This window comes from Rhodopila sp. (assembly GCF_035548235.1).
Classification (GTDB): domain Bacteria; phylum Pseudomonadota; class Alphaproteobacteria; order Acetobacterales; family Acetobacteraceae; genus Rhodopila.
On record NZ_DASZTJ010000247.1, the window covers coordinates 12,966 to 29,082 of the forward strand.

A 16,117-nucleotide genomic window follows, 5' to 3' on the forward strand; every position below is an offset into this window, starting at 1 on the left:
CATTTGCGATCATTTTGCCGGCTGATCCGTGGATTGGAGGTCCCAGGCAGGGGCCGTCGCCCGCTTGTCGTTGAGCAACTGTTCGATCTGCGCGTGCCGGTGCTGGCGGTAGAGGCTGCGGAAGGTGGCGTAAGGGTCAAGGGCGGTCTTCTTGATCGACTGGAGGGAGTCCTCCACCCGCTCGCGGGTGTCAATCGCGTTCAGGCCAAAGCGCGTCCAATTGAGCGCCGTGATCGTGCTGTCGCGCGGATTGCCGACCCAGGTGAACGGATCGAGCGCGATGTCGACGCCAAATCCCGCCGCGTCGCGCGGGTCGCTGGGGCCCAGGATGGGAAGGAACAGGAACGGTCCCTCGGGCACGCCCCAGGAGGCGAGGGTCATGCCGAAATCCGCGTCGTGGTTGGGATAGCCCCATTTCGTCGCGACGTCGAAGAAGCCGACCACGCCGACCGTGGTGTTGATGACGAAGCGCATGACGGTGTCGCCGGCGCGGCGGGGCTTGCCTTCCATCATGTCGTTGGCGAGCTGGACCGGCGTGCCGAGGTTGGACAGCATGTTGTGGATGCCGTTGCGCACCGGTTCCGGCACGGCGTAGCGGTAGCCCAGGGCGAGCGGGCGGAGGATGACGGTGTCGAGGCCGTTGTTGATCGCATAGAAGACCCGGTTGGTCGGTTCCAGCGGATCGTTGGTCTGTTCGTAGTCGGCCAGCGCGTCCGGATCGCTGGCCGGCGGCTTGGTCGCGCAGCCGGCGAGCAGGACGCCAAGGGCCAGAAGACAGAACAGGCGCCGGGGCGCACCGGCGCGTGGCGGGCGGGTGGGGCGGACAGATCGCATCAGCTTCCTCAAGCCAGGGCAAGACGAGTACGGACTTCGCACGCAACCCGCACAACTACAATTGGCACATTTAGGCGCGTTTGGAACAGCCTGAGACTGAGTTTTCCGTGATAGTACCGCAAGATGGCGGAAAAACGCGGCATCGGCGCATCAGGACGGACCAAGGGGCCGGTCACGTTTCAGCTTGCGCGGCGCCGGAAATCTGATGGATGGTTGAGCATGGACACCGCCTCGGACACACGTTTTCCCCTCCAGCGCTGGCTCACCGGCCCGCGTTTCACGGGGCTGCCGACTCGCGCCGCGAACCTGCCGCCGCCGAAGCTGTCGTTCGAGTTCTTCCCGCCCCGCACCGAGGCGCTGGAGCAGCAGCTCTGGTCCTGCATCAAGCGGCTGGCGCCGCTGCGTCCCCGGTTCGTGTCGGTCACCTACGGCGCCGGCGGGACGACGCAGGCGCGCACCCATGCGACGGTCGCGCGGCTGCTGAGCGAGACGCATCTTGTGCCGGCGGCGCACCTGACCTGCGTGGGCGCGACGCGGGAGACGGTGGACGAGGTCGCCCGCCGCTACTGGGACGCCGGCGTGCGCCACATCGTCGCGCTGCGCGGCGATGCCCCGCCCGGCCAGGCCTATGAGCCGTATCCCGGCGGCTATCCCTACGCGGTGGACCTGGTGCAGGGGCTGAAAAAGGTCGCGGACTTCGACATCTCGGTCGCGGCCTACCCCGAGGTCCATCCGGCGGCGACGAACCCGGTCGCCGACCTGGACAACCTGAAGCGCAAGCTGGACGCCGGCGCGACCCGCGCCATCACGCAGTATTTCTTCGATACGTCGGTGTATCTGCGCTTCCTGGACCTGTGCCTGGCCGCGGGGATCAAGGCGCCGATCGTGCCGGGGATCATGCCGGTGTCCAACTTCACCCAGGCCGTCAGGTTCTCGGCGACCTGCGGGGCGAGCGTCCCCGCCTGGATGCGCACGCTGTTCGAGGGGACCGAGGACGACCCCGAGACCCGCCGCATGATCGGCCTTGTCGTCGCGGCGGAGCAGGTGCGGCTGCTGCAGGCGAACGGGGTGGACGAGTTCCACTTCTACACGCTGAACCGTCCGGACCTGACCTACGCGATCGCGCACGTGCTGGGCGTTCGGGCAACGGCGGACGATCCGGCGTCCTGACGGCTTTGGCGGATTGGGGTGTGGTTCCCGCCGCCCCGAGTCTATATATCGCGGCGTGTCCCGCGAATCCGCCCCATCCCCTGATTACCTTGCGCGCCTGAACGCCGAACAGCGCGCCGCCGTGGAGACCGTCGACGGGCCGCTGCTGGTGCTCGCCGGCGCGGGCACCGGCAAGACCCGCGTGCTGACCACCCGCTTCGCCCATATCCTGCTGACCCGGCGTGCCTTCCCCAGCCAGGTCCTGGCCGTCACCTTCACCAACAAGGCGGCGCGGGAGATGCGCGAACGCGTCTCCGCCATCCTCGGCGAGCCCGCCGAGGGCCTCTGGCTCGGCACCTTCCACGCGCTGTGCGCCCGGATGCTGCGCCGCCATGCCGAACATGTCGGGCTGACGTCGAATTTCACCATCCTGGACACCGACGACCAGCTCCGCCTGCTGAAGCAGGTGATGGAGGCCGAGCGGATCGACACCAAGCGGTGGACGCCGCAGGCGCTGATGGGGACGATCCAGCGCTGGAAGGACCGGGGCCTGACCCCCGCGCGGGTCACCGCCGCCGACGATTCGGATTTCGCCAACGGCCGCGCACGGGACCTGTACGAAGCCTACCAGGCCCGGCTGCGCGCGCTGAACACTGCCGATTTCGGCGACCTGCTGCTGCACATGACGGAGATCCTGCGCACCCAGCCGGACGTCCTGGCCGACTACCACCGCCGCTTCCGCTACATCCTGGTCGACGAATACCAGGACACCAACCTGGTCCAGTACCTGTGGCTGAGGCTGCTCGCGCAGTCGCACAAGAACATCTGCTGCGTCGGCGACGACGACCAGTCGATCTATTCCTGGCGCGGCGCGGAGGTCGAGAACATCCTGCGGTTCGAAAAGGACTTCGAGGGCGCGCGCATCGTCCGCCTGGAGTCCAATTACCGCTCGACCGCCCCGATCCTGGCCGCCGCGTCCGGCCTGATCGCGCACAACGAAGGCCGCCTGGGCAAGACGCTGCGCCCCGGCCGGGCCGACGCGCAGGCCGGCGAAAAGGTCAGCGTGGTGGAACTTTGGGATTCCGACGAGGAAGCCCGCATGGTCGCCAGCCGCATCGAGGAGCTCCGCCGCGACGGCCATCCGCTGTCGGAGATCGCGATCCTGGTCCGCGCCGGCTTCCAGACCCGCGCGTTCGAGGAGCGGCTGATCACCATCGGCATCCCGTACCGCATCGTCGGCGGCCTGCGGTTCTATGAACGCGCCGAGATCCGCGACGCCATCGCCTATATGCGCGTCATCGCCCAGCCGGCCGACGACCTGGCGTTCGAGCGGATCGTCAACGTCCCCCGCCGCGGCATCGGCGACGGCGCGCTGCGCACCATGCACGAAGCCGCCCGGTCCCAGGAAATCCCCCTTTCGGCCGCGGCGGCGCACCTGGCCGCCACCGGCGGGCTGAAGGGCAAGCCCAGGGAGTCGATCGGCAGGCTGATGGCGCAGTTCGAGCAGTGGCGCGCCATGCTCCCGGCCGACGGCCATGTCGTCACCGTCGCCACCATGCTGGACGAGAGCGGCTACATGGAGATGTGGCAGCAGGACAAGTCCGCCGAAGCCCCCGGCCGGATCGAGAACCTGAAGGAACTCGTCCGCGCGCTGTCGGATTTCGAGACGCTGACCGGCTTCCTCGACCACGTCGCCCTGGTGACCGAGAACGAGGAACGCGACGACACCGAGCGGGTCGCGCTGATGACGCTGCACGGCGCCAAGGGGCTGGAATTCGACACGGTGTTCCTGCCGGGGTGGGAGGAAGGCGTCTTCCCGAACCAGCGCGCGATGGACGAAAGCGGCAACAAGGGGTTGGAGGAGGAACGGCGCCTCGCCTATGTCGGCCTGACCCGCGCCAGGAAGCGCGCCATCGTCAGCCACGCGGCGAACCGGCGGATCTATGCCAACTGGCAGACCTCGATCCCCAGCCGCTTCCTGGACGAACTGCCCGAGGCGCATGTCGAGACGACGGGCGGCAGCCGGATGCAGCGGGTCGCGGCCGCGACGGCGTTCTCCGGCCAGTTCCCCCTGGTGGCCCGCCGGCCCCGCACGATCGAGGTCTGGGAACAGCCGGCCCGCCCCGCGCGGACCGACTCGATCCCGGTCGGGGCGCGGGTGTTCCACCAGAAATTCGGCTACGGCACGGTGAAGGCGGTGGACGACGACAAGCTCGACATCGCGTTCGAGCATGCGGGCGACAAACGGGTGCTGGACCGCTTCGTCGAACGGGCCTGACGGTCGTTTCGGTGCCCCCTTTGATGCCCTTTGGCCGCTAGATCTGCCCCAGTCCCGTCAGGCCGATCGCCGCCCCGGCCGCCAGCATCAGCAGCGGATGGACGCGCGTGGCCAGCATCGCCACCGCCACGCCCAGCGTGATGGCGGCGAGGCTCCAGCCGCGTGCCGAGGCCTCGGTGATCACCACCGCGCTGGCCATCACCAGGCCCGCGGTCATGGGCACCAACCCGGCCTGGACGATGCGCCGCCAGGGACGGTCCTTGAACCGCTCCCACAGGCGCAGCGCGACGGCGGTCAGCAGGGAGGACGGGCCGAACTTCGCCACCGACGTCACCAGCACCCCGGCCAGCCCGGCGACGTGCCAGCCGACCAGCGGCACCACCATCAGGTTCGGGCCGGGCGCCGCCTGCGCCAGGGCGAACAACGCCCCGAACTGCTCCGCCGACATCCAGTGATGCACGTCGACGACCTGCCGCTGCATCTCCGGCAGGATGGTGTTGCCGCCGCCGAACGCCAGCAGCGACAACTGCGTGAAGATCAACGCGAGCGAGATGAGGATGGCGGTCATGCCTTCAGCTTCCAGGTGGCGATGATGCTGATGGGGGCGAGGGTCAGCATGGTCGGCAGCAGCGGGAGCCTGGCGATCGCGATCGCCAGGACGCACAGCGCGGCGATCGCGATGCCGACCGGCCGGCGCCGAAGCGGCCAGGCGATCCGGACGGCCATCGCGATCAACAGGCCGGCCGCCGCCGCGGCCAGCCCGGCGAACAGGTGCCGGACATGCGGGTCGGCCTGAAACCGGTCGTAGATCAGTCCCAGCCCGATCACGACGGTGGTGGGCGCCGCGATCAGGCCCAGGATCGAGGCGAAGGCGCCGGCGGCGCCCCGGAACTTCAAGCCGATCGCCACCGACAGGTTGATGATGTTGCCGCCCGGCAGGAACTGGCAAAGGCCCAGCAGGTCGGTGAACTCGGCGGGCGTCAGCCAGCGCCGTTCCTCGACCACCATGCGGCGGGCCAGGGGCAGCACGCCGCCGAAGCCGATCAGGCCCAGAAGCAGGAAGCCGCTGAACAGTTGGACGACGGTCGGTCCGTCGTCCTCGGCGGCGATGAGGGTGGCGGTGCTGTCCATGGTCGCCTGCGGGTTGGGAAAGCGGGGAACAGCGATCTAAGACAGCCGCGGCAGGAATGTCTAATATATGAAAACGACGCTTTCCATATATCGGAAGTCTATCGTCATGATCGAACTGCGCCACCTCCGCTACGCCGTGGCCGTCGCCGAAGAGGGCCACATCACCCGTGCGGCAGAGCGCCTTGGCATCCACCAGCCGCCGCTCAGCCAGCAGATCCGCGCGTTGGAGGCGCAGGTGGGGACGCCGCTGTTCCGCCGCCTGCCGCGGGGCGTCGAACCGACCGAGGCCGGCCGCACCCTGGTGGAGAAGGCGCGGCTGATCCTGCGGGACGTCGACATGGCGCTGGAAGCGGCGCGCCGGACCGGACGGGGGCAGGAGGGCAGCCTGGCGATCGGCTTCACCAGTTCCGCCGCGTTCCATCCGCTGGTGACCGAGATGGTGCGCGGCATCCGGGACTCGGCGCCCGCGGTGAAGCTGTCGCTGGAGGAATCCAGCACGACCGACCTGATCGAAGCGCTGCACGCCGACCGCCTGGACGTCGCCTTCGTCCGCTCGCCGGTCGAACGCGCGGACGGCCTGGTCATCACGCCGCTGCTGCAGGAGGCGATGCTGGTCGCCCTGCCGGACCATCACGCCCTGGCATCGGGGGCGCGCGGCAGGCGGCGCATCCCGCTCTCGGCGCTGGCGGAGGAGACGTTCATCCTGTACCGCCGCCCAAGCGGGCCGGGGCTTTACGACGGGATCATCGCCGCCTGCCACGCGGCCGGCTTCAGCCCGCGCGTCGGGCAGGAGGCACCACGCCTGCTGTCGACCCTCAGCCTGGTGGCGGCAGGGCTGGGAATCTCGATCATCCCCGAATCCATGGCGCGGCTGGAAACCAACGGGATCGCCTATCGCCCGCTTGACCGTGCGGTCCCCCTGCTCGCGCCGCTGCTGCTCGCGCGGCGGGCAGGCGATCCCACCGGACCGCTGGCGCGCTTCATCCGGATCGTCCAGGCCCGCGCCGGCGAGTGATCATGGGCGTCTCCCTCCGTCATGGCCCGGCACTCTCGTCCCGGCACTCTCGTCCCGGCACTCTCGTCATGGTCGACGGGAGTTCGGCCATGATTGCCGCGGCCGGCCCGAAGACCTCGCGGCCCAACCTTCGCCTTCCGCATTCCCCACGAAAGCCGCTATAGCCCCGCGATCCCGCCACCACCTTGGACCTGTCCATGCCCCGCCACGCCATCCCGCTCGAAACCGTCTGGGTCAGCATCCCGGAAGACGGCCTCGAAGCCTATGAAGCGGCGTTCGGGGCCGCCTGCGACACCGTCGGGTTCTTCCGCGACCACGACACCGGAATCTGGCGGGTCGAGGGGGTGAAGCAGGTCGGCATCAAGGACGCGGAACTGGCCGCCGCCATTGCCCTGGCCGCCGCCGTCAGCGGCGTGTCCGCGCCCCTGGAACGGGCGGCGACCGAGGCGGATGGCTGGCTCGCCCGAACCTACGCCTCGTTTCCGGAGCAGCTTATCGGCGAGAGGTTCGCGGTGCGCGGCACGCACCTGACCGGGCCCGCGGCGCCGAACCGGATCACCCTGACCCTCGACGCCGGTCTCGCCTTCGGCACGGGGGAGCACGGGTCGACCCGCGGCTGCCTCGTGGCGCTGGAAACGGCCGCCCGCCGCCGGCCGCGGCGCATCCTGGACATGGGGACCGGGTCGGGCATCCTGGCGATGGCGGCGGCGAAGCTGCTGCGCCGCCCGGTGCTCGCCACCGATATCGAGCCCTGGGCCGTGCGCGTCGCGCGTGAGAACGCCGAACTGAACGGCGTCGCGCACCTGGTCCGTGCGCGCCTGGCCGACGGGTGGCGCGATCCGTTCGTCCGCGCCGGCGGTCCCTACGACCTCGTGTTCGCGAACATCCTCGCTCGGCCGCTCTGCCTGATGGCAAAGGACCTGGCGGCGAACCTCGCGCCGGGAGGGACGGCGATCCTGGCCGGCCTGCTCGCCTCCCAAGCGCGCTGGGTGCTGTCCGCGCACCGCCGCCAGGGGCTGCGGCTGGAGCGCATGCTGCCGCAGGGCAAGTGGACGACGCTGGTGATCCGGCGCTGATCGCCGCTTTCAAGCGTTCCGTCCGCCGCTGTATGGTCCCCTCCAAACGCGCCGCACCAACCGTGTCCTACGACAGAAGCCTTATCCGCGTCTCACGACACGACATCTTACGCGCGTCTTCCGACACGACATCTCATCCGCGTCTTCCGACACGAGGAAACCGCCATGGCCCAGCCCCCCGTCATCCGCCTGCACCCCGACGATAACGTGGTCATCGCGCGCGCCACGCTGCTGCCCGGCGCGTCCATCGGCGAAAACCTCGCGGCGACCCAGCGCATCCCCGCCGGCCATAAAGTCGCCGTCCGGCCGATCCAGACGCACGAACCGGTGCGGCGCTACGGCCAGATCATCGGCTTCGCCAGCGCCCCGATCGCGACCGGCGAGCACGTCCACACCCAGAACTGCGAGATGGGCGACTTCGCCAAGGACTACGCCTATGGCCATGACGCGAAGCCGACCGACTTCATCACGCCGCAGGCCACGTTCCAAGGCATCCGCCGTCCCGACGGACGCGTCGCGACCCGCAACTACATCGGCATCCTGACCAGCGTGAACTGTTCGGCCCATGTCGCCGGCGTCGTGGCCGACATGTTCCGGCGGAACCCGATGACCGGCCATGATCCGCTCGCCGACTTCCCCCATGTCGACGGCGTCGTCGCGCTGACCCACAAGACCGGCTGCGGCATGACGCAGGACGAACCCCTGCGCCTGCTGCGCCGGACGCTCGCGGGCTATGCGCGGCATCCGAATTTCTCGCACGTCATCGTCCTGGGCCTCGGCTGCGAGGTGAACCAGATCGGCGGGCTGATGGAGGAGCAGCGCCTGGCCGGCCGGCTGCGCGGGATGGACATCCAGACCATGGGCGGCAGCCGCAAGACCGTCGCCGCCGGCGTCGAGTTCGTCAAAAGCGTGCTGGCCGAGGCGAACGACGTCACGCGGGAGACGGTGCCCGCCAGCGAGTTGACCATCGCCCTGCAATGCGGCGGATCGGACGGGTATTCCGGCGTGTCCGCGAACCCGGCCCTGGGCGCCGCCAGCGACCTGGTGGTCCGGCACGGCGGCACGGTGATCCTGTCCGAGACGCCGGAGACCTACGGCGCCGAACACCTGCTGACCCGCCGAGCGGTGTCGCGCGAGGTGGGGGAGAAGCTGGTGCGGCTGATGCAGTGGTGGGAGGAATACACGAAGCGCGAAAACGCCGAGATGAACGCCAACCCGTCCCCCGGCAACAAGGCCGGCGGGCTGACCACGATCCTGGAGAAGTCCCTGGGCGCGATGGCCAAGGCCGGCACCACCAACCTGGTCGACGTCATCCAGTACGCCGAGGAAGCCAAGGCCCGCGGTTTCGTCTTCATGGACACGCCCGGCTATGACCCCGTCGCCGCCACCGGCCAGGTCGCCGGCGGCGCCAACCTGGTCTGCTTCACCACCGGCCGCGGCAGCGTCTTCGGCTGCAAGCCCGCGCCGTCGATCAAGCTGGCGACCAACACGCCGATGTACAAGCACATCGAGGACGACATGGACGTCAATTGCGGGACGGTCCTGGACGGCGACGAGACCGTGCAGCAGGCCGGCGCGCGGATTTTCGACCTGATGCTGCGGGTCGCCTCGGGCGAGCGCACCAAGAGCGAGCAGTTCGACTTCGGCGCGGCGGAGTTCGCACCCTGGGTGCTGGGCGCGACGATGTGACGCCGCGCCGGGGCCGGCCGGTCACACCGCCCGTCTTCCGACCGGCCGCTCTGCCTTGTATCGTGGTCCCACGCTCAACAGGGGGACCATCACCATGCCAAATCTCACGATCGCCGCGACCGATGGCAGCGGCAGCTTCAGCGCGTATGTGGCGGAGCCGAAATCGACCCCGGCCGGCGTCGTCGTCCTGATCCAGGAGATTTTCGGCGTGAACCAGGCCATGCGCGACATCGCCGCCTGGGTCGCCGATCTCGGCTTCATCGCCGTCGCCCCCGACCTGTTCTGGCGCATCGAGCCGGGCATCGACATCACCGACAAGTCCGAAGCCGAGTGGAAGCGCGCCTTCGAGCTGTTCCAGGCCTTCGACCAGGACAAGGGGATCGCCGACCTCAAGGCCACCGTCGCCGCCGCCCGCAAGATGCCCGGCGGCAACGGCAAGGTCGCGACCATGGGCTACTGCCTCGGCGGGCGGCTGGCGTTCATGATGGCGGAGCAGTCGGACGCGGACGCCAACATCTCCTATTACGGCGTCGGGCTGGACGGGCTGCTGGGCGACTTGAACAAGGTGACGAAGCCGCTGGTCGTCCACATCGCCGACAAGGACGAGTTCTTCCCTGCCGAGGGTCGGAAGAAGGTCGTCGAGGCGGCCAAGGGCCGCGGCAACATCCAGTGCTACAACTATGACGCCGACCACGCCTTCGCCCGCGTCAACGGCATCCACTGGCACGGCCTGTCCGCGACCATCGCCAATGGCCGCAGCGCCGAAACGCTGGTGAAAGCGCTGGGAGCGTAGTAGGGACAGCGCAGCCGATCACGGCGCCGCGGCGCTGGAAAAGGAGACGATCCACCGATGAATGCCGCCGTTCCTCCCCTGCCCGCCGGAAAGGGGCTCGCGAAAACCGCGGGCGCCTTGGCGGGCCTGAAGGTCGTCGACCTGACCCGCGTCCTTGGCGGACCGTATTGCACGATGATCCTGTCGGACCACGGCGCGGACGTGATCAAGATCGAACCGCCGCAGGGCGACGAGGTCCGCGACTGGGGCCCGCCGTTCCACGAGGGCGACGCCAGCTATTTCATCGGGGTCAATCGCAACAAGCGCTCGATCGCGCTGGACCTCGGCAAGCCGGAAGGCAAGGCGGTGCTGCTGCGCCTGCTCGAAGGCGCCGACGTGGTGATCGAGAACTTCAAGCCCGGCTCGATGGAGAAATGGGGCCTCGGCTACCAGGAGGTGCTGTCCAAGCGCTTTCCCGGCCTGATCCATTGCCGCGTGTCCGGCTTCGGCGCCGATGGGCCGCTGGGCGGGCTGCCCGGCTACGACGCCATCCTGCAGGCGATGACCGGCCTGATGTCGATCAACGGCGATGCGACGACCGGCCCGATGCGGCTGGGCACCGCGATGGTCGACATGGGCACCGGCCTGTATTCGGCGATCGGCATCCTGATGGCGCTGCATGAGCGCAAGACCTCGGGCGTCGGCCAGTATCTCGACATGACGCTGTACGACTGCGGCATGGCGCTGCTGCATCCGCAGGCCGCCAACTACTTCCTGAACGGCAAGCGTCCCACCGGGACCGGCAATCCGCACCCGAACCTGGTCCCGTACGACAAGTATCCGACCAAGACCTGCGAGATCTTCATCGCCAGCGGCAATAACGGACAATTCCGGAAACTGTGCGAGCTGATCGGCCGGCCCGAAATGGCGGACGATCCCCGCTATGCCAACAACGGCGCGCGCAACGAGAACCGGGTCGCCTTGACCCTGGCGCTGGCCGCCGCCTTCGCCGACCAGGACGGCAACGAATTGTCGCTGAAGCTGATCCGCAACGGCGTGCCCGCCGGCCCGGTCCTGCCCGTCGACCAATCCACCGCCGCCCCCCACACGGCGCATCGGGAGATGGTGACGGAACTGGACTGGTACAAAGGCGTCGGCACGCCGATCAAGTTCAGCCGCACCAAGGGTGGCACGCGCCGCCCGCCGCCGCGCTTCAACCAGCATGGCGCCGAGGTCCTGGCGCAGCACGGCTATACGGAGGCCGAGATCAAGGAGTTGCAAGCCGCAGGCGTGTTGCATCTGACAAGACGGCTGTAGCCCCCTATGTGGCCGCTGGATCTATCGGGGCGGGACGTCGTCAAGCTGCCCGGCGAGACCGCGATCGCCTGGGCCCAGTTCGACGCGGCATGGTATCGAGCGTACTATCCCGACATACCGGACGGGGAACCGGCGGAGTTGCTGGCGCACTACCTGGGGGTCGGACAGGCCCAGGCCTATTCGCCCAACCGCCTGTTCGACGAGGCCTGGGCGCGCGGCCGCTATCCGGGGATCGCCTCCAGGATCCAGGAAGGACGGTTCTCCTCGGCGTTCGATGCCTATTGCCGGCGCGGCTGCCTGGATCGTTCCGGCCACTGGCTGTTCGACGAGCTGGCGTATCGGCACAAGTACACCGACCTGACCGACGATGTCCTGGCGGCATCGGACATCGCCAATGGTTACGATCATTACCTGCGCCACGGCGTGCAGGAAGATCGCGTCGGTCACCCGCTGTTCGATCCATCCGTCTACCTGGCGAATTTCGACGCCGTGGACGCCCGGGCGATCCGGGCGTCGGGGATGTTCCAGCATTACCTGGCGCGGATCGAGGCGCGGGAGCCGGAGCTCCGCACCTCCGTCTATTTCGATCCGCAATGGTACCTGCGCCGGTATCCCGAGGTGGCGGAGGCGATCAAGGCCGGCACCTGGCTGTGCGCGCTGCATCATTACCTGTGCAACGACCGGCCGACGGAGTTCGATCCCTGCGAAGGGTTTTCCGAAGCGTTCTATCTCTCGCAGGATATCGGCCTGCAGCAGGTCATCGCCGAAGGCCATTTCCGCAACGGCTACGCCCATTTCGTCCGCTTCGGCGCTCGGGAATTGCGTCAGCCCAACCCCGTTCTGGACCTGAAGCTTTATGCCGGGCAGGCGAAGGTCGAATCGGATTTGAAACGGGGCGTGGCGCCGGACGCGTTCGTCCATTGGCTGCTGTTCGGGGCGCGGGACGGGCAGGAAAAGGAGACGCACCAGGTCCTGACCGACCAGCAGGCGCGCGTGCCGTTCGTGCAGGCGGCGGTGGCGATGCTGCCGATCGCCGGCCGTTTCGGATACGATTTCACCGTCGAAGACCCCGTCTGCACCGTCGTCGTTTCGGTCCAGGACAATTTCGTCCTCGCCATGGCGTCGCTCGCCGCGTTGCGCGCGTCGACCCGCTCGCCGGTCGCGCTGCTGGTCATCGACCGCGGCTCGCAGGATGAATGCCGGGCGCTGGAACGCTACGTGCCGGGCGCGCGCGTGGAGCGGTTCGAGGACGATATCGGCCTGGTCCAGGCCGCCAATGCCGGATGGCAGCTTGCGACCACGCCCTATGTCCTGTTCCTGTCGGCGTTCGCCCGTCTTGCGCCGGGCTCGCTGGACCGTGCGCTGCGGCGGATGGATGCGGATGAAACGATCGGCGCCGTGGCCGCCCTGCTGGTCCGGCCGCTGGGAACGATCGCCGAGGCGGGCGGCATCATCTGGTCCGACGGCGGGCTGCACCGCTACCAGGTCGGCATGTCGCCCTTGACGCCCGAGGCCAATTTCGTTCGCGACGTCGACTTCGGCGGCCTGGGCTGCCTGCTGGTGCGGCGGTCGGCGCTGGAAGGCGGTGGCCTCGATCCGACGCTGACGCCGCCCTATGCGGCAGCGGACCTGGGGCTGCGGATCGCGCGGGACGGACTGCGCGTCGTATACGATCCGTCGGTGCTGGTGTTCTACGACGACGCGGATGACGGGCCGGGCACGCCCGACGCCGGGTTCGTGGAGCGGCATAAGACTGCGCTGGCGGCCAAGCAGGCGCGGGGCAGCGCGGGCCAGTTCCTGGCGCGCCACGCCGGATCGGCGCCGCACCGCGTGCTGTTCATCGACGACACCGTGCCGTTGCGCGTGCTTGGCTCCGGCTTCGTCCGTTCCAACGACCTGCTGCGCGCGATGGCGGCGACCGGGTGTGCCGTGACCGTCTTTCCGATCAACGGCTCCCCTTACGACCGCGCGCATGTCTACGGCGACATGCCGGAGACGGTGGAAGTGATGCATTCGCACGGCGCCGACCGGCTGAAGGCCTTCCTGGAGGGGCGGCCGGACTATTACGACACGGTCTGGATCTGCCGGTCGCACAACCTGAACCGCGTCGGCCGCGTGCTGTCGCAGTTGCGCGACAGCGGCACCCTGACGGCGCGTATCGTCCTGGACACCGAGGCGGTGGAGCCGCGGCGGGACGCGCTGCGGGCGTCGCTGTTCGACCAGGCCTTCAACCTGAAAGCGGCCATGCGGCGCTTCGTCGCGACGGCCGCGCTGTCCGACGTGACGGTGGCGGTGACCGACGCCGAGGCGGAGATCCTGCGCGAGCAGGGCGTGCCGCGGGTGGCGACGCTAGGCCACATGATCGACCCGCGGCCGACACCGCGGCCCTTCGCGGACCGGAGCGGGATGCTGTTCGTCGGGGCGATCCACAGGCAGGACAGTCCGAATTTCGACGGCCTCGCCTGGTTCGTCGACGAGATCCTGCCTCGTATCGAAGCCGAACTGGGCTGGGCCGCGCGGTTGAGCATCGCCGGCTACGTGGCGCCGAGCGTGGACATGAGCCGGTTCCAGGCCCATCCGCGCGTGGACCTGCACGGGCCGGTGCCGGACCTGGCCACGCTCTATAACCAGCATCGGGTGTTCGTCGCGCCGACCCGGTTCGCCGCCGGCGCGCCCTACAAGGTCCTGGAAGCGGCGGCGGCCGGCGTGCCGGTGGTCGCCACGGACCTGCTGGCCGGACAGCTTGGGTGGGAGAGCGGGACGGACCTGCTGTCGGCCCCCGTGAGCGACCCCGCGGCGTTCGCCAAGGCGGTCCTGGCGGTGCACGAGGACGAGGCGATGTGGGACAGCCTGCGCGAGGCCGCGCTGGACCGCCTGGCGGACACCTGCAGCCGCTCGGGGTTCGAAGCGGCCCTGTGGGATGTCTTCGCGGCGTGCGAAGGCCTCCCGTAGCGTCCGGCCGCCTGAGGCGCGGGGCTCTCTCCGCCGTCATGGCGGGATGAAAGGGCCGTGTGGCGAAGCAAAATCCTATCGTGTATCATAAAATAGCTACCATCGTAGCAATAGTCTCTATAATAGAGATGAATCACGATATTAAATACTTGCTGCAATGCAGCCACAACGCTAGGTTCTTCAAGGGGTTTCCCCAACCCCGCTTTGGCTGAATGGGCCGGCTCCGCTCCCCCTCCCCCGCGGAGCCGGCCCGATTTTTTCGCCACTTTCCGGTGTGTCCGCTCCGCGACGCCGTCCGGCGCTCGCCTCAAAGCAGCTCGATCGCGTCCCCCATCGCGAACCGGCCGCCCTGCACCACCTCGGCATGGATGCCGAGCTCGACATGGCCGTAGTGCTGGCGCAGTTCCCTGACCGGATCGGCGTCCCGTTCCCCCGTCACCGGATTGACCTCGGTGGCCGGGCAGCGCGTCGTGCCCTTCAGGACCCGCAGCACGGCGCCGCCGACCTGGAGTTCCCGGCCGATCCACTCCCGCTCCGCCCAGGCCGGCGCACCGCTGAACCAGACATTCGCCCGGAACCGGCGCCGATGCCGCCGGCCGCCGACCTTGCTCTCGAAGTCGCGCAGGCTGGCGAGGTTGTTGAGGCTGACGACCGGCCGCTTCTGGTCGCAGAACACATGGCCCGGGACGTGGTGGAACCGCGGTTGCCCCCGTGCCTCCTCTCCCAGGTAGTCGGTCAGGAACGCCCCGATCTCCGTCTGCCCCATCTCGGTCAGCGGATTGGCCTCCACGGTCGCGCCGTCGGGGGCGCGGATGGTCAGCCGCCGGGCCTTGGGATCGAAGACCGAGAACAGCAGCGCCGCCCTGGCGTTCTTCATCTGGCACATGAAGTTCCACTTCGGCAGGAAGCCCGGGTTGGCCGGATCGAACCCGGCATCCCCCTGCGCCAGGGCGAAGGCCCGGTCCCAGGGGATGGCGCCGCCTTCCTCGACCTCGGTCTGCTCCAGCGCTTCGGCGGTCAGGCCCTTCACCGGGTAGCGATACAGATATTCAATACGCATCGTTCAACCCCTCTTGAGCGGTATCCTGCGCCTGCCCATCTGCTTCTGCAAAGCCGAAAGATGTTGCCTATTCAGGGGTGTCGTTCGGCCGTCGCCTAGTGAAAGGGACAGAGATGGATTTGAACAAGCTAACCGAACGGTCGCAGGGTTTCCTCCAGGCCGCTTCGACGATCGCCATCCGGGAATTCCACCAGCGGATCACACCCGAGCATCTGCTCAAGGCGTTGTTGGATGATGAGGAAGGTGCTGCGGCGGGCCTGATCCGTTCGGCCGGGGGTGATCCGAAGGCGGTCGCTTCGGCCAACGATGCCGAGGTGGCGAAGAACCCGAAAGTCAGCGGGGGCGGCGCCGGCCAGCCGCAACTGACGCCGGAACTGGTGCGCGTCCTGGACGCGGCCCAGCAGCTTGCGCAGCGCGCCGGCGACGAGTTCGTCGCCCAGGACCGGCTGCTGCAGGCGATCGCCGACAGCTCGACCCCGGCGGCGCGTGCGCTGCGGGCGGGGAAGGTGACGCCGCAAGCGCTGGAAAAGGCGATCGCCGACATCCGCAAGGGCCGCAAGGTCACCAGCGCCAATGCCGAGCAGACCTTCGATGCGCTGAAGAAATACGCCCGCGACGTCACCCAGCTTGCGCGGGACGGCAAGCTCGACCCGGTCATCGGCCGCGACGAGGAGATCCGTCGCGCTATCCAGGTGCTGGCGCGCCGCACCAAGAACAACCCGGTGCTGATCGGGGAGCCCGGCGTCGGCAAGACCGCCATCGTCGAAGGCCTCGCGCTGCGCATCGTCAACGGCGACGTGCCCGAGGCGCTGAAGGGCAAGCAGTTGCTGTCGCTCGACCTGGG

At 68.7% G+C, this 16,117-nt stretch carries 13 protein-coding genes; 9 read left to right on the top strand and 4 right to left on the bottom strand.

Translation table 11 applies throughout. The annotated features are described in order from the left end of the window. Positions 1-9: 9 nt before the first annotated feature. The gene (locus VHB27_RS19950; protein ID WP_325603831.1) at positions 10-834 is read right to left on the bottom strand and encodes an MlaA family lipoprotein; all 825 of its coding nucleotides are present in this window, start codon (positions 832-834) and stop codon (positions 10-12) included. A gap of 219 nt (positions 835-1,053) precedes the next feature. On the opposite strand from VHB27_RS19950, the gene metF reads away from it, so the two are divergent. Beyond that, the gene (metF, locus tag VHB27_RS19955) at positions 1,054-2,004 is read left to right on the top strand and encodes a methylenetetrahydrofolate reductase [NAD(P)H] (protein ID WP_325603832.1); all 951 of its coding nucleotides are present in this window, start codon (positions 1,054-1,056) and stop codon (positions 2,002-2,004) included. Between the two features lie 55 nt (positions 2,005-2,059). Then, positions 2,060-4,261, top strand: a complete 2,202-nt coding sequence (locus VHB27_RS19960; protein ID WP_325603834.1) for an ATP-dependent helicase — start codon at positions 2,060-2,062, stop codon at positions 4,259-4,261. Between the two features lie 37 nt (positions 4,262-4,298). On the opposite strand, the gene VHB27_RS19965 is transcribed toward VHB27_RS19960, so the two are convergent. Both VHB27_RS19965 and VHB27_RS19970 read right to left on the bottom strand, forming a co-directional pair. Then, complete coding sequence (locus tag VHB27_RS19965) at positions 4,299-4,829, bottom strand: chromate transporter (protein WP_325603836.1); 531 nt, start codon at positions 4,827-4,829, stop codon at positions 4,299-4,301. Continuing rightward, positions 4,826-5,392 (bottom strand): chromate transporter, encoded by a 567-nt coding sequence (locus VHB27_RS19970; protein ID WP_325603838.1) that lies wholly within the window; start codon positions 5,390-5,392, stop codon positions 4,826-4,828. Before VHB27_RS19970 ends, VHB27_RS19965 begins: the two co-directional genes overlap by 4 nt. A 106-nt stretch (positions 5,393-5,498) precedes the next feature. On the opposite strand from VHB27_RS19970, the gene VHB27_RS19975 reads away from it, so the two are divergent. From VHB27_RS19975 to VHB27_RS20000, 6 genes are all read left to right on the top strand, one after another. Further along, a complete protein-coding gene (locus VHB27_RS19975) occupies positions 5,499-6,407 on the top strand; it encodes a LysR family transcriptional regulator (protein ID WP_325603840.1) in 909 nt (302 codons plus the stop codon). A gap of 197 nt (positions 6,408-6,604) precedes the next feature. After that, positions 6,605-7,483 carry a 50S ribosomal protein L11 methyltransferase gene (locus tag VHB27_RS19980; RefSeq protein ID WP_408904027.1) on the top strand — a complete coding sequence of 293 codons (879 nt, stop codon included), beginning with the start codon at positions 6,605-6,607 and terminating at the stop codon, positions 7,481-7,483. 165 nt (positions 7,484-7,648) lie between these two features. Next, on the top strand, positions 7,649-9,172 hold the full coding sequence (locus VHB27_RS19985; protein ID WP_325603842.1) for a UxaA family hydrolase: 1,524 nt from the start codon (positions 7,649-7,651) through the stop codon (positions 9,170-9,172). 94 nt (positions 9,173-9,266) lie between these two features. Further along, entirely contained in the window at positions 9,267-9,965 is a 699-nt protein-coding gene (locus tag VHB27_RS19990) for a dienelactone hydrolase family protein (protein WP_325603844.1), read from the top strand. A 57-nt stretch (positions 9,966-10,022) separates the two neighbouring features. After that, on the top strand, positions 10,023-11,261 hold the full coding sequence (locus VHB27_RS19995; RefSeq protein ID WP_325603846.1) for a CaiB/BaiF CoA transferase family protein: 1,239 nt from the start codon (positions 10,023-10,025) through the stop codon (positions 11,259-11,261). A 6-nt stretch (positions 11,262-11,267) separates the two neighbouring features. Next, positions 11,268-14,213 carry a glycosyltransferase gene (locus VHB27_RS20000; RefSeq protein ID WP_325603848.1) on the top strand — a complete coding sequence of 982 codons (2,946 nt, stop codon included), beginning with the start codon at positions 11,268-11,270 and terminating at the stop codon, positions 14,211-14,213. A gap of 307 nt (positions 14,214-14,520) precedes the next feature. On the opposite strand, the gene VHB27_RS20005 is transcribed toward VHB27_RS20000, so the two are convergent. Beyond that, positions 14,521-15,273 (bottom strand): MOSC domain-containing protein, encoded by a 753-nt coding sequence (locus tag VHB27_RS20005; protein WP_325603850.1) that lies wholly within the window; start codon positions 15,271-15,273, stop codon positions 14,521-14,523. A gap of 113 nt (positions 15,274-15,386) precedes the next feature. On the opposite strand from VHB27_RS20005, the gene VHB27_RS20010 reads away from it, so the two are divergent. Further along, positions 15,387-16,117, top strand: a 731-nt coding sequence (locus VHB27_RS20010; RefSeq protein ID WP_325603852.1) for a Clp protease N-terminal domain-containing protein, incomplete at its 3' end; no start/stop codon positions are given.